Below are 19633 nucleotides of genomic sequence, written 5' to 3'. Positions count from 1 at the left end.
TATTACTAAAATAGGTAGTTCGTATTATTCAAAAGTATATAGTTTGTCTGTGCTCAATAACTATAATTTATACACTTCAAGCCAATAGGATTAAAAATTTAAAAAGATAAGATAAGATAAAGTTACTCTAATTAAAAAGCGACGTTATATCATGAATGATAACCAAATGCTTATTTATAAAAAATTAAAAACAATCACTTTATTGCTATCTTGTACTTTTATCTCTTTTTCACCTAGCTTTGCACAAACCGTTACAAAAATAAGCTCCTCTGCTAATAGTTCCATTGATGATAACACATTGATTGATAAGCGTTGTAAAAAAGTTGTTACTGCTGCAGGAAAATATGGAGAAAGCAGGCATCCAGATTGGGGAAGTGCCTTTAACAATAATAAAGGAGCTGCTGCTGGTTTTGGTGCCGTCGGTAACTATTCATGGTATGGTTTTGGAAATAATGCACCATATGCACAAGCGCGCTGGGCTGAAGACTGGAGTGGATTATGCAATGACCCCAATAGAAACAAAGATTGGTTTAATCGCTTAAAATATATTCCTCTTAATGATTCTGGTACAATTTGGCTAAGTTTAAATGGAAATGAGCGTTTACGTTATGTTTATGATTCTCAGCCTTATCTAGGATATACAACCAAAAAGAATTCTAATAAGCTTCTTTTACGCAGTTTATATGGTGCTGATCTACATATTGGCCAACATGTTCGTGCATATGCCGAGCTTATTAATGCCGTTGCTGGAGGCAGCAATACTTTTGGATATCAAACAGGTTTTCAACGTAAAAGGCTTGATCTTCAACAAGGTTTTTTAGAGTTAAAAGTAAACTTGCTTGGGGCTAAGATGGGGGTTATGGGGGGAAGACAATTTTTTGTGGATGCTCCACTATCTCTAACCTCACCACGCGAAATTACAAACGTCAGGCAAAGTTGGGATGGAGTCAGAGGTTACGCCATATGGGAGCGTTTTCGCGTTGACCTTTTTGATTTTTGGCAAACAGATTTAACCGATAGAAAAATTTTTGGATACGGTCCCAGCTGGAATGCTCGACTTTATGGTGGATATGCAAGCTTAGCCCTACCAACATTTACTGCTTTTGGGAAAAAAAGCCAGCTTTATGTTGATAGTTTCTTTATGGGATATTTATACAGTGGAACACCGGCCTCTATTCCAACATCAAGTATTGGAGGTTGGCAAAAGGGATCAAGCCGCCGAGATAATATTGGTGGAAGAATAGGTGGAAATATTGGAGATATTAACCTTGAAATCATTGGTATCTATCAAGGAGGAGAATTCAGACCTGCAAAAGGAGGAGATTCACGCCCTGTAAGTGCTTTTGCATTCAATACGTTGTTTTCTTACACTTTTACAAACATTGCAGGTAAACCAACCCTAGGGTTACAAAGTGACTATTACTCTGGGGGAAATTATAAAAAAACAAAAGGTGCTATTCATAATTTTGCCTCCCCTTATTTCCCAACAGCCAATTATCAAGATATGACTCTTTATATGAATTTATCTAACGTTATTAGTACAGGGCCTTTAATTACTTATAACCCAACACCAAAAACTTTACTTAAACTTCATGCTCCTGTGATGTGGAGAGCAAGCACTAATGATACGATTTATGGTATTGGTATTAATTATCCCCTCAGAGAAAATTTTTCAGGCGGATTTGTTGGTGCTTTACCTCAATTTACCTTTGCTTATGCCATTGCGCCTCATCTTGTTTTAACGAATGATTTTGCAGGGTTTATTGGGTCTAAATCAATAAGAAATGCTGGTGCAAAAAATGGTGCTTTTGTTATGGAAACCCTAGATTTTAGATTCTAGATTTAAGTTTTAACAATAGATTATGGGGTATAGATTACTGTTTTTTTATAATAGGCAACCCCATTTAATCTTAAACATTAACAGCTTTATTATAAAACTCTTTTATTTTAATATCATAAATATGCTGTTTTTTTATTTTTTGCGTTGCTGCCATTATTGTCAGGCAGCTACTCAATCAACTATTTACAATTTCTTGCACCCAGCCCTGTTGAATAATGAGGTTCTTTTTCACCACAAAACTCAGTAATTCCTCGAATGATATTATAATATCATTATCAATTTCATTACTTTGATTGAGATAGGTCTTAATCTTTCAAATTATTCATTCATTAAACGATAAGGTTCAATATTAAATTATCAGCAACTTTATTATTTTTTATAACTAAAAAAATGAATTACACTTTTTCCGACTATTTAATATAATGAGAAATTTTTTTAATATAGGAAATTATTGCAGATCTTTTTGCAAATATCGGAACTTTTATATTTTATAAGTTGATCTGACAAAAAGCAAGCTGAGGTTATGAGTAACCTGACAAAACCAGCATTATCAATGGATTAAAACAAACATCAATGGTGCGAACTGTGGGACTTGAACCCACACGTCCAATTGGACACAAGATTTTAAGTCTTGAGCGTCTACCATTCCGCCAAGCTCGCTCTTGATGTTTGTATGGTATTAATAGCATGAAGATCTAAAAGGTCAAATAAATAATTGCAAAAAAAACAATTTTTTTTATTGCTATTAAAAAAACTAAAATTTTCAAAGGGTAAAGGTTAAACCGCCACTTTATGTTGCTTTAACTTACGATTCTTGTGCTGGCCAATCAACAATATAATCCTCTATATCACCAGCATCTCGTTCGTTAATTACGCGCCCCTTAACGGAAATTCCTGAGCTATGGACTGTATCAAAACTTCCAGAACGCAAATAATGCCATTCAGGCAAATTTTTTCCTTCTGAAACAAGACGATACGCACATGTAGGAGGCAACCAATCAATTTCAGATAGCATTTCTTGAGTCAGCTGAATGCAATCAGGAATACGAATTTTTCTGCGACAATAATCCGAACATTGCCCTGTTTGCGTATCTAATAATCGACACGCAACATTGGTATAAGCAATTTCATTTGTGTCTTCATCACGTAATTTATGCAAACAACAGCGACCACAACGATCACACAGAGCCTCCCATTGCTCTTTATCCATCTGCTCAAGAGATAGTTCCTGCCAGTATGTTTCCATATTATTTATTAACACCAAAAATATAATCTCAATCTTTTATATGTACTATACAATTCCAGATTTAAATAAAGAGCTTTTGTATTATCTAATCGGATATGTATGATTTAAAATAATCTCTTATAACAAAATAATATAAATTAAAATTATATTTGTCCTCTTAAGATCACGTAATCAATCAATTACCTGTCCTAAATTACATCAAATAATTATTATATATCTAACATTTCTTGACGTTTATCTTGCTCTTTAACAACCCGAACTGTTTTTTCTCCGTCATAAAAAATCAAGTTTAGTTCAGAACCTGCTCTCAATTTCCTAGCTTGAGTAACCGTATTCCCATGTTTATCTTTAACAAACACATAACCGCGCGACAGCACAGCATGAGGTGATAACGCTTCTAAACGTGCAGATAAACCTTCCAAACGCAAGGTTTTCTCTCTAGATAATGTTTTAATAGTTGATACAGAAAAAAATGGAAGTGCGCTTTTCTGCTGTTGCACATAATGTCGCCAAGAGGACGCCATTTGCATCTTATTCATTTCTAGATAATTTTTAAAACGATGAATTAGACCAACAACATATTGATCTACAGGTTTTATAGCTGATAAGCGATGACGGCGTTTCATCACCAAAGCAGGCAATGCCAAATCCAAGCGATATGAACGATCATCCAAACGCATCCGACTTTGTGCCAGTAAGGTAGGAATATCAGGAAGTTTAGCAACTGCTTTATTAAGCTGCAAACGATAAGCCTGATTAAGATGAATCAATCCTTTACTTAACCGTGTGGTATATTGCATCAATCCTGCGATCATATCCGCTTTTGATGGCACAGCCATTTCAGCAGCAGCCGTCGGTGTTGGTGCTCTACGATCAGACGCAAAGTCAATTAAAGTTGTATCTGTTTCATGCCCCACAGCAGAAATCAACGGAATTTGCGAGTTCGCAGCCGCTCTGACGACGCGTTCATCATTAAACGCCATCAAATCTTCAAGAGAACCACCCCCTCTGGCAACGATAAGAATATCCGGACGAGAAATTTGCGTTTCCGAGTTAAACTGATTAAACCCTTCAATCGCTAAAGCAATTTGCTCTGCAGCTCCATCTCCCTGAACAGCAACAGGCCAAATAATAATGTCTCTGGGAAAGCGCCGTGCAATCGTTGTTTTAATATCATGTAAAACCGCCCCTTTGGGAGAAGTAATCACACCAACCGTTTGAGGCAATAAAGGAATTAACCGTTTTCGTTCCTGAGCAAAAAGTCCCTCTTCTTCTAATTTTTTACGCAGCTTTTCGATTCGGGCAAGCATTGCTCCCTCACCTGCATAATCGACTTGATCCACAATCAACTGATACGAAGAACGCTCACCATAAGAAGAGATTTTACCTGTGGCAACAATTTCAATTCCATTTTCCAGCTGCATTTTCAATTTGGCGGCTGTAAAGCGCCAAATAATTGCGGTCAGTTTCCCTTGCTCATCTTTCAATGAAAAATAAATATGACCCGAAGGATATTGCTTTAACTCTGTAACTTCTCCACGAACTTTTACCCGTGAAAAATTCCCTTCTAAAATACGTTTAATCGCTGTAGAGATATCCCCTACGGTAAATTCTGGTATATTATCAGTCATCGAATCAGAAAGTTGGTCATTCATAGACATAAAATATGATAAACCTTACTTAAGTAAAGAATATAAAAAAGGAAAGAAATCACAATGCGAGTTTTACTGGTCGGTTCAGGAGGCAGAGAACACGCCATTGCCATGGCTATTGCCCGTTCCCCAAAACTTACAGAGCTATTTATCGCACCAGGAAATCCAGGTACTGCTCAATATGGTAAAAATATTGATATCAAAGTCGATAATATCACTGATTTAATAAAATTTGCACAAGAAAATCATGTTGACCTTGTCATTCCTGGCCCAGAATTACCACTTGTCAAAGGGTTAACCGATGCGTGTAATGCTGTCAATATACTCTGCGCAGGGCCTACGCAAGAAGCCGCACAATTAGAAGGCAGTAAAAGCTTTACTAAAATCGTTTGTGATGCTGCCAATATACCAACAGCTCAATGGCAAGAATTTACCAATTGTGATGCCGCAATTTCCTATCTTAAAACACAAACTTTCCCAATTGTTATCAAGGCTGATGGCTTGGCCGCAGGTAAAGGTGTTATTATCGCCGCTGATTTTACAGAAGCCGAACAAACAGTTAAAGATATGCTGGGAGGCTCTGCTTTCGGACAAGCTGGGCACAAGGTCGTTATTGAAGAATTCCTAACGGGTGAAGAAGTTTCCCTATTCGCATTTTGTGATGGAGAAACAGCCGTGCTTATTGGTGCTGCGCAAGATCATAAACGTATTGGTGATGGCGATACTGGCCCCAATACAGGCGGAATGGGTGCGGTATCTCCTCCACCTTTCTTTGATAAAGCTGCTCAAGAACATGCTTTGGATTTAACCGTTCGTCCGATGCTTAAAGAAATGAGCAACAGAGGCACGCCATTCCGTGGCGTGATCTTTGCTGGGTTGATGTTAACCGCAAAAGGACCTGCATTAATCGAGTATAATACTCGTTTTGGAGATCCAGAAGCCGAAGTGCTTTTACCGCGTTTACAATCTGATCTATTAGAAATTTTGTTTAACCTTAGCCAAGGCAAACTTTCTCAATCAGAAATCAAATTCTCTGATCAAGCTGGGATTTGTATTATTATGGCTGCCAAAGGCTATCCTGGAACCCCAACAACAGGTGGTGTTATTTCCAATATAGAAGCAGCAGAAGCATTACCCAATGTCAAAGTATTTCACGCTGGAACGACTATGAATAATAACGAACTTTGTGCTGCGGGGGGACGTGTATTATGCGTCTCTGTCTTACACGATGATCTAGCTAAAGCCCAAGAGATTGCTTATCAAGCTGTTCGTAAAATTGAATGGAAAGATGGCATTTGGCGCAATGATATTGGTAATCGCGCGTTAAGAAAATAATTACTTTTTTTTAATATTGCCTATGAACTAAAATACAGTTTGTAGGCAAAACTAAAGGGATTAATTGTGAACAATATTAAATTTTAGATATGTCCTTAATCCTGGTGGTCTCTCTAATAAACGACCACAAGATCTATCAACCATATCTGAATATAAATAACAACGTGGTTTTTCTAAAATTTCTAACTTCCAAATACTTTTAAAAAACTTAAAAGTCATTTCATTAGAAGATACAAACTTAAAATCTGTTAACTCTCCAGAATATGTGTCTTCATCTATTAAACCAAAAAGAGCATTTAAATCATCTTGTAAATAAGAAGCATAAATTTTGGCTTTATCTATTTTCTTTTCTTTATTATTAAACAAATAAACATTCGACACATATATCATATCCTCTTCATAAGTTATAAATAATAAATAATAAGAATAAACTTGAATGCACTTATATAAAATTTCTCCATAAACTTTATAACGAGTAAGATGTCCATTGATCAAAACACGACTTTTCTCACTAAATGAACCGTTCCATTTCAAAATAGGTTTTAATGAAAAAGTGTTATCTGTAATAAACTTCATTTTATCGAACTTATTTTAAATATATTTATCTTTTTTTTCCCTAATAAAAAGTTATTTTTCCTAAATGCCAAATTTATTGTTCGATATCAAAAAAGCCCTCTAAATTATTAGAGGGCTTTGCAAACGTTTTTAATATCCTGTTAAAATACGGTCAACTAACTCTTTGACCGTCGGGGTAAATCCATTCGCATAAAATGGATCAGAACCAAAACGCCAACCTTGAGTTCCACTGAACATCAAATTATTATCAACGATGTAATCTGCATTGTCACCAGAAGCATGTGCAATATCTTGCAATGTTCTTTGAATACAAAAGGATCGAGGATCTGGACGATTCCCTGTTGTATATTCTGGGCTATGTTGTGACCAATTAGAAAAACGACACATGGATAAACAACCCATACAATCAGCTTGATCTTTTTGAATAGATTTCGCTTGTTCAGGCGTTACAAAAACATAAGTATTGTCTGGGGTTAACATCATTTGTCTAAACCCTTGTTGTTCCCATTGCTCAATATGTTCACGATCCGTAGAGGTCACATAAATCACACGACCTCGTGCACCATATTCATAAGGAACAGTCATCTCTCCTTCTGGTTCTTTGGCAAAAGAAACCTGACGTTCTGAACGTGCTTTTAAATCCAACAAAAAGCTATTTTTAACCGCAGAAGAGTAAAACCCAGTTGGCGAGAATTGATTAAGATAAATATCACCTTGTTTTAGCGTGCGTAACCGATTTTTCCATGCTTGTGGAATAGGACTTTCTTTGGTTAACAAAGGCCGCGTTCCAAATTGAAAAGCAATCGGGCCAAGATCTGGATTATCGATCCAATCCTCATATTCTGACAACCACCAAACACTTCCTGCCATAATAATAGGCGTATTATCCAATCCATATTGACGCATGACGCGTCTCAACTCTAAAACCCTTGGGAATGGATCTTGAGGTACTAATGGATCTTCACTATTTGATAGTCCATTATGTCCGCCAGCCCGCCAAGGATCTTCATACACAACCCCACCCAACCATTCAGGATTTTTTTTATAAGATCTGCGCCATAACGCATTAAACGCACGGCCAGAAGAAATAATCGGGTAATAATATACACCATATTGAGATGCAATTTCAGATAATCTGAACGGCATACCAGCACCACAGGTAACACCCGTAATCGTTCCTTTGGCTTGCTCTAATACTGCTGAAATAACAGGCTCACACCCACCCATTTCCCACATTACATTGGCATGAATAGGAGCATCAGGGCCTGCAATCTCACGTGCTATCTTAGCTTGGTTAATACCACCAGAAATTGCGTATTGTATCAATTCCTCATGACGTTCGCGTCGTGTTTTTTTATGATAAACTTGGGGAATAATATGTCCATGAACATCATAGCTATCTGCATTCACAATAGAAACAGTACCAACACCACCAGCAGCAGACCAATGTCCTGCAGAGACTCCTGTGGAAATTGCGACCCCTTTGCCCCCTTCAATTAATGGTAAAACTTCTTTACCACCCATGAGAATTGGATTAACTGATTTCATTACTGCTCCAGCTCACAATGCAAATACCTAACATAAATTCTTAAAGTAAAGTCTTTTACTCATATAAAATATTTTTTTCTAGTGGAAAAAAGAAAAACTTTCATTCCTTTTCCCACCAGTTTTTTTATTTTATGACCTTCTTTGAGGACGATCTGTTCTATTACGGCTTGGTGATGGCGCGCGTGGAGGGAGACTTTCGCTGATATCAGCTCCAGTTTCTTGATCAACTTCTCGCATAGAAAGTTTAATCTTACCACGATCATCAAAACCAACCACTTTAACTTTAACAATATCATCAACTTTAACAATATCGCTGGTACGGGCAACACGACCTTCTGCAAGCTCAGAAATATGAACCAATCCGTCACGTGCACCCATAAAGTTTACAAAGGCACCAAAATCAGCAACTTTTACAACTTTACCAGAGTAAACACGGCCCACTTCTGGCTCAACAACAATAGCTTCGATACGTTCTCTTGCTCTTGCTTCTTGATCACTTGAAGTAACCGCAATTTTTATCGTACCATCATCTTCAATATCGATCTTACAACCCGCATATTCAACAATCTCACGAATAGTTTTTCCGCCAGCGCCAATCAGATCTCTGATTTTTTCTTTTGGAATATTCATAATAATAACATGAGGTGCATTTTCAGAAATTTCAGCACGGCTTTCCGTTAATGCTTTAGCCATTTCACCAAGAATATGCATACGACCGTCTTTGGCCTGTGCCAATGCTTGTTTCATAATATCAGGCGTAATAGACGTAATTTTAATATCCATCTGTAACGCGGTGATACCCTGGTCTGTTCCTGCAACTTTAAAATCCATATCCCCAAGATGATCTTCATCCCCAAGAATATCGGTTAAGACTGCAACGCCTTTATCTTCTTTGATCAGCCCCATTGCAATCCCTGCAACTGGACGAGCCATAGGAACCCCAGCATCCATCAAGGATAAGGATGTACCGCAAACGGTTGCCATAGAAGATGAGCCATTACTTTCGGTAATTTCTGAAACAACACGCATTGTATATGGGAATTGCTCTTTATTAGGGAGTAAAGGGCGAATTGCACGCCAAGCAAGCTTGCCATGGCCAATTTCACGGCGACCAGGCGCACCCATACGGCCACATTCACCAACAGAGTATGGAGGGAAATTATAGTGCAACATAAAGTTAGAACGATGTTCACCCTCTAATGCATCAACAATTTGCTCATCTTGAGCAGTACCCAATGTTGTGACCACCAATGCTTGCGTTTCACCACGAGTAAATAGTGCAGAACCATGTGTTCTTGGTAAAATACCAACTTCACCAATAATAGGGCGAACCGTTGTTAAATCACGGCCATCAATACGAATACCTGTTTTTAACACTGATGTACGAACGATATCTGCTTCAAGATTATCAATCACAGAAACAGCTTTTTCTGCATCCAACTCTTCTTCTGTGATCTTCTCAATAATTTTAGCACGAGCTTCACCAAGGGCAGCATATCGTTTTTGTTTTTCTTTTTCTTTATACGCATCTGCCAAAATCTTACGACCGACTTTATCAACACGTGTTTTTAATTTTTTCTCTTCAGCAGTAGGTTCAATTAAATCCCAAGGTTGACGCGCTGCATGTTCAGCCAATGCAATAATCGCGTCAATCACAGCTTGTCCTGCTTGGTGACCGAAATTAACCGCACCCAACATCACTTCTTCACTTAATTCTTTAGCTTCTGATTCAACCATCAAAACGCCTTCAGTTGTACCAGCAACCACCAAATCAAGTTCACTATCTTCAACTTCGGATAACGTTGGGTTTAAAATGTACTCGCCATTTTTATAACCAACGCGACAACCTGCAATTGGACCCAAGAAAGGAATACCTGATAAAGTCAATGCAGCAGAACAACCAATCAAAGCAACAATCGCTGGATCATTTTCAAGGTCATGACTTAATACGGTTGCAATAACTTGCACTTCATTCTTGAAATTTTCAGGAAATAATGGACGAATAGGACGGTCAATTAAACGAGAGTTTAACGTTTCTGCCTCAGAAGCACGTCCTTCGCGTTTGAAGAACCCACCTGGAATTTTACCAACAGCAAATGCTTTTTCTTGATAGTGCACTGTTAATGGAAAAAAATCCTGACCTGGTTTAGCTTTTTTATCCCCAACAGCTGTACATAAAACAACCGTTCCACCATAAGTCACAACAACAGCACCATCAGCCTGACGAGCAATTTTTCCTGTTTCCAGGATAAGAGGGCGACCGCCCCATTCAATTTCTTTACGATAATATTTAAACATTAATTATGTCCTATTTTAAGATAAATTATAGGAAAAATTTAAATCACTCTTACACCTTAGGCTGCAAATGACAGCGTCTCGGACGGCATGGAACTTTATTTTGCATTTATTAATTAATCGCACCATGTGGCCTGAAACGCTGTAAACGGGATCTAAATATTTCTCTTTAACCTTTATCTATCCTCTTTGTATAATTTCAAAATAGGAGCTGACTTAATTATATATCAAGCCAGCCCCTAATAATAACTAACGGCGTAAACCTAGACGTTTGATTAAGTTTTCATAACGACCTTGGTCTTTATTACGCAAATAGCTTAATAAACGGCGACGTTGTCCAACCAATTTTAACAAACCACGACGTGAATGAAAGTCTTTTGCATGTTCTTTCATATGTTCGGTTAAGTTAACAATTCTCTCAGTTAATAAAGCCACTTGAACTTCTGGAGAACCTGTATCGTTCTCTTTGGTTTGGTATTCTTTCATTAACTCTGTACGACGTACTGCTGTAATCGACATCGTGATATCCTTTTTTCTAAAAATTAAAATATACGAATTGGACGTAGACATTCATTATCTAAACGGCATAATCCAACAAAACGCTTCCCATCCACAGCACGAACAATTCCATCAGGAATATTCGTAAATTGTGAAACGCGATCCTCGATTTGACCCCGTTCTAGAACACGGCCAAAACCAAGCTCTGTGGCTTCATCTGACGTTAGGGCTAGAGCCGGGATGTCGTCCAGCGCAGTCTCAACAGGCAGAATCAAATCCAAAGAAGCTTCTCCTTTGTTGTCGTTTCCGACAATTTTGTCCAGTAAAAATGCATCTGCTACATCAAAAGGACCAACTTTTAGACGGCGCAACTCGGATATATATCCAACAGATCGACATGCAACCGCTAAATCTCTGGCTAAAGAGCGCATATAGACGCCTTTTCCAGAAATAACTTCAAATTTAGCACGATCTTTGTCCAAACGCTTGATTAAACGAAAAGAATCAATACGCGCTGGACGTTTCTTAAGCTCTGGAATTTCCCCTTGTCGGGCAAGATCATAAGAACGTTTCCCTTCTACTTTTATCGCAGAAAAGATAGGAGGCACTTGTAAAATTTCACCTTGAAACAACTCAAGGGCTTTATTGATTTCTTCATCACTAGGTCTGATATCAGAACGTGCAAGCACTTCACCCTCGGCATCATCCGTTGTCCGTGATTCCCCAAAGGTCAGTGTAAAATGATATTTTTTTTCTTTGTCTAAAATATAAGGAATAGTTTTAGTCGCTTTTCCAAAAGCAATCGGTAATAGCCCTGTTGCCAAAGGGTCAAGAGTACCACTATGTCCAACTTTACGTGCATCAAAAGCATATTTTACCTTATTTACAATAAAAGCTGATGTTTTCTCTAGTGGCTTATCAATTAACAACCAACCATCAACAGTTTGTCCACGCCTATTACGCATGAATACGATATCTCTCCTAATATCCTGACTCAATAATCAAGAACATCTTAATCTTTTGTATTCATTACCACGGTAAGCGATGAAAATAAAATGATATATTCTATACAAAGCAAGAATTTTATAATATGGTAACGGGAAATCAGAAAAAGCAATACCAAATGATTGTGTTTATTCTAATAATAAACATATTTATTACAATGGGATTATATATATCAGTAAGGTTTTCACTTGACGATTAATAATAAATCAAGTTCTCCATCTCAACCACCTCAATGGACGTTAAAGTTCGAAAATAATAAACCAATACTTGTTATAAGTGGGGATTGGCTGGCAAAAAACAATAACATACCACAATTACCAGATGATATTTTCAAGAACTGTTCTGTAAATGTATCTGTTCAAATGAATACAGATCAACTGGGATCATGGGACAGCGGTTTAGTAGTTTTTTTGTGGGATGTAAAAAATCTTGCAACCCTCAAAGAAATTTCTATTGATAAAGACAGTTTACCCGTTGCCGCACAGCAATTGGTTGGTCTTCTTAATGACAGAAAGCCAGAACCAACATCACCTCCAAAATCTAGATTCCGTCCTATATACGATCTAGGGGAATGGACTATTAACTCTTTAAATAGTCTAGGCATGACGTTTCAACTTTTTATTTTTGCTTTAAAAGGCGTTTTTAAATTCTTTATGGGGCGTTCTTATATGCGCCTCAATGATTTACTCAGAGATATTAAAGCTGCTGGGCCTTCTGCTTTAATCATTATCAGTGTAGTTAATTTCTTGATGGGTTCTATTCTAGCCTTTGTTGGTGCAGTGCAATTACGCAAATTCTCGGCTGATGCTTATGTGGCAAACCTTGTCGGGATTGCAACGGTCAGAGAACTGGCTGCTGTGATGACGGCTATCGTCATTTCTGGTCGAACAGGTGGCGCTTATGCTGCTCGTATTGCAACTATGCAAGGGAATGAAGAGATTGATGCATTGAAAGTATTTGGTATTCCAGTAACTGAATATTTAATTTTACCTTCTATGTTATCATTAGTCATCACAATGCCATTCATGTATTTATATGCATGTTTGATGAGCATTTTCGGTGGATTAATAGTCTCTATTTTAATGTTAAAAGTCTCAGTTATTGGCTTTTTATACCAAACATTTGGCGCCGTTCCATTTAACCAATTTATCTTTGGTGGAACTAAAACTATTGCTTTTGCAATGTTCATTGGGGTTAGTAGCTGTTACATAGGAATGAAATCTGGACGCAGTGCCGCTGATGTGGGTGTTGCTGCAACAAAAGCCGTTGTGGCGGGTATTGTTGGGGTGATTGCTTTGGATGCTGTTTTTGCAGTTCTAGCCGACATTATTGGTATATAATTATGAACGCAACATCTCCTCAAAATATCTTATTATCGGTTGAAAATCTAACTGTTGGTTATGGCGAACGTATTATTCAACAAGATCTTACTTTCACTGTAAAAAAAGGCAGCATATTTGCTTTAATGGGCGGCAGCGGGTGTGGTAAAAGCACATTATTAAAATCCATGATTGGTCTGCTACCACCCAAAAACGGTGATTTTTTAGTTAAAGGTGAAAATTACTGGCGAGCAAACAAAAATCATCGTGTTGAAATCGGGCGCAAATTTGGGGTTTTATTTCAAAGTGCTGCCTTATGGAGCTCCATGACCGTCGGTGAAAATATTGCTTTACCACTACAACTATTCACAAAACTTTCTTCGACTATGATACAACGCTTGGTTGAAATGAAATTGGGTCTTGTTGGAATGAGCCATGCAGTTAATTTATATCCCTCCGAACTGAGTGGCGGAATGAAAAAACGATGTGGCTTGGCTCGAGCACTAGCATTAGACCCAGAAATATTATTTTTTGACGAACCTTCTGCGGGATTAGACCCTATTACCTCAAAACGGCTGGATGATCTAATTTTAAATCTGCGCGATGGGTTGGGAACAACAATTATTATTGTCAGTCATGAATTACCCAGTCTTTTCACCATTGCTGATGATGGGATATTCCTTGATGCAGAAACGAAAAGACCTATTGCTCATGGTTCCCCCAGAGCATTACGAGATAATCCACCCTGTGAATTGGTCAATGATTTCATGCATCGCCAAACCGTTCAAAATCCGAAATAGAAAGACTATCCATTATGGCAATCACTAAACAAACATCTATTGGAGCATTTGTTCTAGGAGGGATTATTCTTGCTTTGGCGGCGATTATCCTTTTTGGAAATTTCAACTTATTTTCTTCTAAAAAACAAGCAATTGTTGTATTTCCGGGGTCTGTGACAGGGCTATCTATCGGTGCTCCAGTTAATTTTAGAGGGGTGCAAGTCGGAACAGTCAATTCTATTACGTTGCAATTTGATCCCAAAGATCACCAAGCCTATATCCCTGTTGTCGTCAGTATTGATCCAAAAAAAATACGTCTTGATACACACTATAAAAATTATAAAGACTTTATGGATACGATGATAGCAAACGGCTTGCGTGCTGAAATTAGCACTGAAAGTTTTGTAACTGGATCATCTAATATATTTTTAGATTTTTATCCGAATGATAAACCTATTTTTCATCCGCAATTAATCAATGGATTAATTGAGATTCCATCTCATCCATCGACGATTCAACAAATCAAATCTGAATTGATGAATCTACAATTAGAAAAATTGTCTAACGATTTAAATGAAACAATTCTAAAAGTTGGAAAACTTGCAGACACATTAAATGAACAAATCCCACCTTTGTTAAATAATGTTACCAAAACATCAGAAAGTAGTAATAAATTAATTGCAAATGTAGATCATAAACTTGATAAATTATTTGTTAATTTAAATACATTACTTATTGATGGAGACCAACAAATCAAGAGTAAAGGTGCTGAAATCCACAAGGTATTAATAAATACCAATAAAACTTTATCCAATGCTTCTGATGTTTTACAAAATTTAAAATCTATGACATCTGTTCGTTCTACAGCTCGTAATAATTTAGAAATTATTTTGCAAAATCTAGCAGATGCCGCTACCTCATTACGTGGATTTTCTACTCAAATTGAACGCAATCCTAAAATCTTACTGACAGGTCGTCGCCAATGAATAAATTAATACCTTGCTGTGCTATCGCCACCTTTTCTTTATTGATTGGGTGTGCGGCTCCTGCGTTACAATATTATACATTAACAGAAGGTGTCACAGCACCAAAACCTGCTCAGGTATATAATACAAACAATACATCTGTGATTTATATCTCACGTGTAACGGTACCTGACTATCTCAATACAGCTGATATTACGACACGTAATGGAACGGCATTAAACCATAGTGTAAATGGAAGAATGAGCAGCATTTTATCCATTGGTGCTACAGGATTAATTACAAACCTTCTAACCGATAAAAATCCTAATTTGTGGATTACAGATCAAGCTCCGGTCAGCCCACCTACTTATCAAATCAGAATCAACATCAGACGTTTTGATTTACAAGCCCAAGCAAATCAAACGGGAATTTTAACCGTAGAAGCATCGTGGTCTATTATTCCACAAGACGCACAAGCCCCTGTACAAAAACAAAGGATAAGCTTTGTTAATCAAGGAACAATACAAACTGATAATGATATTGTGAAATTAGAACAAAATGCGCTAACGCAGTTAGCAGGTAATATTAATAATACTATCCAGCAACTACGTTAGAACTTTATTCTTTATCTAAGTCTCTTAAAACTTCAGGGCTATGTAACAAAATATCGATTTTTGCAGCATAGTCCAACCCTGTATCCGCTTGAAAACGAAGCTCAGGGGAAAATTTCATTCGTAATTTTTGACTTAATTGTGTACGAAGAAAAGGTGCTACTCTTTTCAAAGCAGGTAGTAATTCTTCTACATTACTTTGCCCCAAACGAACCACATAAATAATTGCATTACGTAGATCAGGAGTCATTCTTACTTCGGTTACCGTTAGACGCTTATCGCGCAACTCAGGATCTCGGAACTCCGTACGTGCAAAGAGATCAGAAAGCACATGCCTCACTTCTTCTGCAACACGTAATTGTCTTTGGGATGGCCCCTTAGGCATATTGCCTAAGGAACCTTTTCCTGTAAATAAAGGCTTACTCATTACGCTTCAATAGTTTCCATTTCGTAACACTCAACAACATCGCCTTCGCGTAAATCATTAAATCCTGCGAAAGAAAGACCGCATTCATATTCATGCGTTACTTCTTTAACGTCATCTTTAAAGCGTTTCAATTGACTTAAGTTACCTGCATGGATAACCACATTATCACGTAACAAACGTACACCACATCCACGACGGACGACGCCTTGTGTTACATAACAACCTGCAACCTTAACAGTCTTGCCAATAGAGAATACTTTGCGGATTTCAGCATAACCCAAGAATTTTTCACGCTGTTTAGGCGCAATACGTCCTTTAATTATTTTTTCGATATCATCAATAACTTGATAAATAATAGAATAATAATGAATACCAACATTTTCTTGTTGGGCAAGCTCTCTTGCTTGAACAGTCGCACGAACGTTAAAGGCAACAATAATTGCATTAGAAGCCTTTGCCAATTGAACATCACTTTCTGTGATTTGCCCAACTGTTGCAGAAATTACATTTACCTTAATTTCTTCATGCTCTAATTTAATTACAGTTGTTTGAATAGCTTCAGCAGAACCTTGAACGTCAGCTTTAATCAAGACAGCAACTTCTTTTTGTTCACCAGCTTGAATACGCTCTAACATTTGATCCAAAGTTCCACGCGCAGCTAGACGAACAGCAGCTTGCTTTTCACGAACTTTGCGTTGTCTAAACTCAGAAATCTCTCTGGCTTTACTTTCACTATCAACGACAACAAAAGGCTCACCTGCACGAGGCACCCCGGTCAACCCAAGTAACTCAACAGGAGCAGATGGACCCGCGTGCTTCATATTAACGTTTTTATCGTCAAGCATCGCACGAACACGACCCCATTCAGCACCAGCAACAACCACATCCCCTTTATTCAAGGTTCCTTTTTGTACTAATAATGTTGCAACAGGTCCACGTCCTTTGTCCAAACGACTTTCAATAACAGCACCTTCGGCGATACGATTTGGATTGGCCTTCAACTCTTGCAATTCTGCTAATAAAATAATAGCTTCCTCAAGTTTATCTAAACCAATACGTTTTTTAGCTGAAACTTCAACATCCTGAGTATCACCACCCATTTGCTCGACAACAATTTCATGTTGCAATAATTCTTGTCGAACACGATCAGGATTAGCACCAGGAAGATCACATTTGTTGATTGCAACAATAATTGGAACCCCAGCAGCTTTAGCATGTTTAATTGCTTCAATTGTTTGGGGCATTACACCATCATCCGCAGCAACAACCAACACAACAATATCCGTCACAGATGCACCACGAGAACGCATTGCCGTAAAGGCTTCGTGACCTGGTGTATCAAGGAATGTAATTCTTGCACCAGAAGGTAATTTTATTTGGTATGCACCAATATGCTGGGTAATTCCCCCTGCTTCGCCTCTGGCTGTATCGGTTGTACGTAATGCATCTAATAGCGACGTTTTACCATGATCAACATGCCCCATGACCGTAACTACAGGTGGTCGTGAAACTTGATTTTCATCAGTATCTGCAAATTTTTCAATACCGAGTTCAACATCACTATCTGCAACCCTATGAACACGATGACCAAATTCTTCAATCACTAATTCAGCGGTATCGGCATCCAAAGACTGGTTAACTGTAGCCATCACGCCCATTTTCATCAAGGCTTTGATAACATCCCCTTGACGAGCAGCCATACGGTTAGCAAGTTCTTGCACAGTAATTGTTTCAGGCAATGTTACATCTCGAACCACTTTAACTTGGTCTGCACGCAACTTTTCAAGCTCAGCTTGACGACGTTCACGTTCTCTTTGACGACGAACAGATGCTAAAGAACGAACTTTATCATCTTCGCCCTCTATTGCTGCTTGAATATCAATTTTTCCTGAACGGCGGTTATCACCGCTTTTTCCACGTCCACTACCTGCTTTACGTCCAGCACCAACACCAGCACCTGGACCAGCCCCGGCGCCAGCGCCACGGCGAGCTCCACGACGACCATCACTATCTTCACCTTCTGCATCACCACGCAATTCAGGACGGGCACGCACAAAGTCGTTAGATTTTTTTACAACTTTATCATCTTTATCCGCCTTATTGCGTCCGCCATATCCTGCGTTTTTCTCGTTTTCCATACCAGGAATAACAGGGGTTGTTTTCGCAACAGGCCTACTTGACATAACAGCACGTTTTGCAAGCGGCTCAACTCTTCTTGGAGTCGGAGCAAGCGTTACCTCACCAGGAATCGGTGTATGTGAAACTTTTGTTCTGCGAGCTGTCAAAGATTGACCTTGAGGTTTTCTTACCTCAGGTGCTGTTTGTTGCTTTGTAGCTGCTTCTTTAGCTATACTTCTTTTTTCAACTTCGGCTTTCACCGCTACGGCTGCAGCTTCCAGACGGGCTTTTTCGGCTTCTTTTGCAGCTAAAGCAGCTTCTGTTTCTTGCTGTAACTTCTCTTCTTCACGACGCTTTGCTTCTTCAGCAGCAGATAGAATCGCAATTTTTTCTTGCTCTCTGCGCTCTACTTCTTTGCGTTGTATATCAAGGCGTTGTTCATCTAATACGCGTTGACGTGTTGCTAATTCAGACGCTGTTAATGCGCGTTTACCAGAAACACTACCTGCCGTTTTCTTTGCTGCGGGTTTACGTGCAACCCCAGTTGTGCTTCCTGGAGCTTTTTCATTACCACCAGACGCACCACGTTTTTTTCGCACTTCAACTTGTACAACTTTAGTCCGCCCGTGACTAAAACTTTGTCTAATTGACCCGGCATCGACAGTATGTCCTGAATCTTGCCTTACTGACGAACGTAAAGATAGACGTTTTTTACCTTGTCCTTGTTCTTGATCGTTGCCTTCGCTCATATACCTGCCTGTTCTTTATCCCATTAACGAGTAATCTCGTTAAATCCAACCCTTAATTAATAAACCCTGCCAAACGTTTACTGTCATTTAAAAGACGATCAGTAAACGGGCCTGCGTGAATTGCCGCATGAACTATATGATCACGACCAAAGAACTTGCCTAATTCTTCACTCGTAAAAATTGTTACTACTGGCAAATGTTTAGCCCCAGAGAGTAAACGTTTTTTTTCGTCTTCACTACCATCTGTGGCTTGTATGATTAACCCAACATTATTTTGAGAAATCTTTTCCCTTACTTTTACAAAACCATATGTAATCTGTCCAGCACGTCTTGCAAGACCTAAGCCATCTTTTATCCTGAACTTTAACCCATCAACGATCATCGATAACAAATTATCAGGAATTTTTACTTGGCACTGTGCTGCTCTAGAAAACACGCGACGCTGTATAGCCGTATGTAGCACATTTTGACTTGCTTGCAACCACATTCCACGCCCAGGAAGACGTTCTGTCAAATCAGGAACCACCATTTCATCGGGTGAGACAACAAAACGAATCAATTCTTCTGGACGACCTTTCTCTCTTGTGACCAAACAACATCGTTGCTCTTTTGGTGCTTCAGATTTCTTCATCAATACCGCAGTTCATCAAGAATTAAAAGAGGTTTAATC

16 protein-coding genes and 1 tRNA gene are annotated in these 19633 nt (G+C 38.4%); 6 read left to right on the top strand and 11 right to left on the bottom strand.

Features of this window, described 5'->3' with window-relative positions:
• The first annotated feature begins 151 nt into the window (after window positions 1-151).
• The gene (locus tag QMN76_RS06400) at window positions 152-1840 is read left to right on the top strand and encodes an alginate export family protein (RefSeq protein ID WP_034339496.1); all 1689 of its coding nucleotides are present in this window, start codon (window positions 152-154) and stop codon (window positions 1838-1840) included.
• A 574-nt stretch (window positions 1841-2414) separates the two neighbouring features.
• Here QMN76_RS06400 and QMN76_RS06395 read toward each other — a convergent pair.
• From QMN76_RS06395 to xseA, 3 genes are all read right to left on the bottom strand, one after another.
• Window positions 2415-2500, bottom strand: a tRNA-Leu gene (locus QMN76_RS06395).
• Between the two features lie 145 nt (window positions 2501-2645).
• A complete protein-coding gene (locus QMN76_RS06390; RefSeq protein WP_084051562.1) occupies window positions 2646-3086 on the bottom strand; it encodes a YcgN family cysteine cluster protein in 441 nt (146 codons plus the stop codon).
• A 209-nt stretch (window positions 3087-3295) separates the two neighbouring features.
• Window positions 3296-4741 carry an exodeoxyribonuclease VII large subunit gene (xseA, locus tag QMN76_RS06385; RefSeq protein ID WP_408869461.1) on the bottom strand — a complete coding sequence of 482 codons (1446 nt, stop codon included), beginning with the start codon at window positions 4739-4741 and terminating at the stop codon, window positions 3296-3298.
• A 60-nt stretch (window positions 4742-4801) separates the two neighbouring features.
• On the opposite strand from xseA, the gene purD reads away from it, so the two are divergent.
• Window positions 4802-6073 (top strand): phosphoribosylamine--glycine ligase, encoded by a 1272-nt coding sequence (gene purD, locus QMN76_RS06380; protein WP_282024023.1) that lies wholly within the window; start codon window positions 4802-4804, stop codon window positions 6071-6073.
• Between the two features lie 60 nt (window positions 6074-6133).
• Here the strand turns inward: purD and QMN76_RS06375 are convergent, their stop codons facing one another.
• The 5 genes from QMN76_RS06375 to truB form a co-directional block, all read right to left on the bottom strand.
• Window positions 6134-6649 carry a hypothetical protein gene (locus QMN76_RS06375; protein ID WP_282024025.1) on the bottom strand — a complete coding sequence of 172 codons (516 nt, stop codon included), beginning with the start codon at window positions 6647-6649 and terminating at the stop codon, window positions 6134-6136.
• Between the two features lie 129 nt (window positions 6650-6778).
• Window positions 6779-8197, bottom strand: a complete 1419-nt coding sequence (locus QMN76_RS06370; protein WP_282024027.1) for an NAD(P)H-dependent flavin oxidoreductase — start codon at window positions 8195-8197, stop codon at window positions 6779-6781.
• Between the two features lie 129 nt (window positions 8198-8326).
• A complete protein-coding gene (pnp, locus tag QMN76_RS06365) occupies window positions 8327-10495 on the bottom strand; it encodes a polyribonucleotide nucleotidyltransferase (protein ID WP_282024029.1) in 2169 nt (722 codons plus the stop codon).
• A 246-nt stretch (window positions 10496-10741) separates the two neighbouring features.
• Window positions 10742-11011, bottom strand: a complete 270-nt coding sequence (gene rpsO / locus QMN76_RS06360; RefSeq protein ID WP_034339510.1) for a 30S ribosomal protein S15 — start codon at window positions 11009-11011, stop codon at window positions 10742-10744.
• 23 nt (window positions 11012-11034) lie between these two features.
• On the bottom strand, window positions 11035-11955 hold the full coding sequence (gene truB / locus QMN76_RS06355) for a tRNA pseudouridine(55) synthase TruB (protein WP_034339513.1): 921 nt from the start codon (window positions 11953-11955) through the stop codon (window positions 11035-11037).
• A gap of 228 nt (window positions 11956-12183) precedes the next feature.
• Between truB and QMN76_RS06350 the strand changes: the two genes are divergently transcribed.
• Genes QMN76_RS06350 through QMN76_RS06335 form a run of 4 tightly spaced genes read left to right on the top strand, consistent with a single transcriptional unit; the run spans window position 12184 to window position 15672 of the window.
• Window positions 12184-13335, top strand: coding sequence for an MlaE family ABC transporter permease (locus tag QMN76_RS06350; protein ID WP_282024034.1), 1152 nt, complete (start codon window positions 12184-12186; stop codon window positions 13333-13335).
• A 2-nt stretch (window positions 13336-13337) separates the two neighbouring features.
• Window positions 13338-14114, top strand: a complete 777-nt coding sequence (locus QMN76_RS06345; RefSeq protein WP_034339517.1) for an ABC transporter ATP-binding protein — start codon at window positions 13338-13340, stop codon at window positions 14112-14114.
• A 14-nt stretch (window positions 14115-14128) separates the two neighbouring features.
• Complete coding sequence (locus QMN76_RS06340) at window positions 14129-15079, top strand: MlaD family protein (RefSeq protein WP_034339519.1); 951 nt, start codon at window positions 14129-14131, stop codon at window positions 15077-15079.
• On the top strand, window positions 15076-15672 hold the full coding sequence (locus tag QMN76_RS06335) for a PqiC family protein (protein WP_051462016.1): 597 nt from the start codon (window positions 15076-15078) through the stop codon (window positions 15670-15672). Before QMN76_RS06340 ends, QMN76_RS06335 begins: the two co-directional genes overlap by 4 nt.
• A gap of 4 nt (window positions 15673-15676) precedes the next feature.
• Here QMN76_RS06335 and rbfA read toward each other — a convergent pair whose 3' ends face one another.
• Genes rbfA through QMN76_RS06320 form a run of 3 tightly spaced genes read right to left on the bottom strand, consistent with a single transcriptional unit; the run spans window position 15677 to window position 19594 of the window.
• On the bottom strand, window positions 15677-16096 hold the full coding sequence (gene rbfA / locus QMN76_RS06330; RefSeq protein WP_282065860.1) for a 30S ribosome-binding factor RbfA: 420 nt from the start codon (window positions 16094-16096) through the stop codon (window positions 15677-15679).
• The gene (gene infB, locus QMN76_RS06325; protein WP_282024039.1) at window positions 16096-18963 is read right to left on the bottom strand and encodes a translation initiation factor IF-2; all 2868 of its coding nucleotides are present in this window, start codon (window positions 18961-18963) and stop codon (window positions 16096-16098) included. The genes rbfA and infB overlap by 1 nt, the downstream gene beginning before the upstream one ends.
• 52 nt (window positions 18964-19015) lie before the next feature.
• Window positions 19016-19594, bottom strand: a complete 579-nt coding sequence (locus QMN76_RS06320; RefSeq protein WP_282024040.1) for an RNA-binding protein — start codon at window positions 19592-19594, stop codon at window positions 19016-19018.
• Between the last annotated feature and the right edge of the window lie 39 nt (window positions 19595-19633).

The organism is Commensalibacter papalotli (ex Botero et al. 2024) (assembly GCF_947179115.1).
GTDB classification, from domain to species: domain Bacteria; phylum Pseudomonadota; class Alphaproteobacteria; order Acetobacterales; family Acetobacteraceae; genus Commensalibacter; species Commensalibacter papalotli.
The sequence above is the reverse complement of the archived record's forward strand: the minus strand, read 5'-3'. Positions and strand labels throughout refer to the sequence as shown.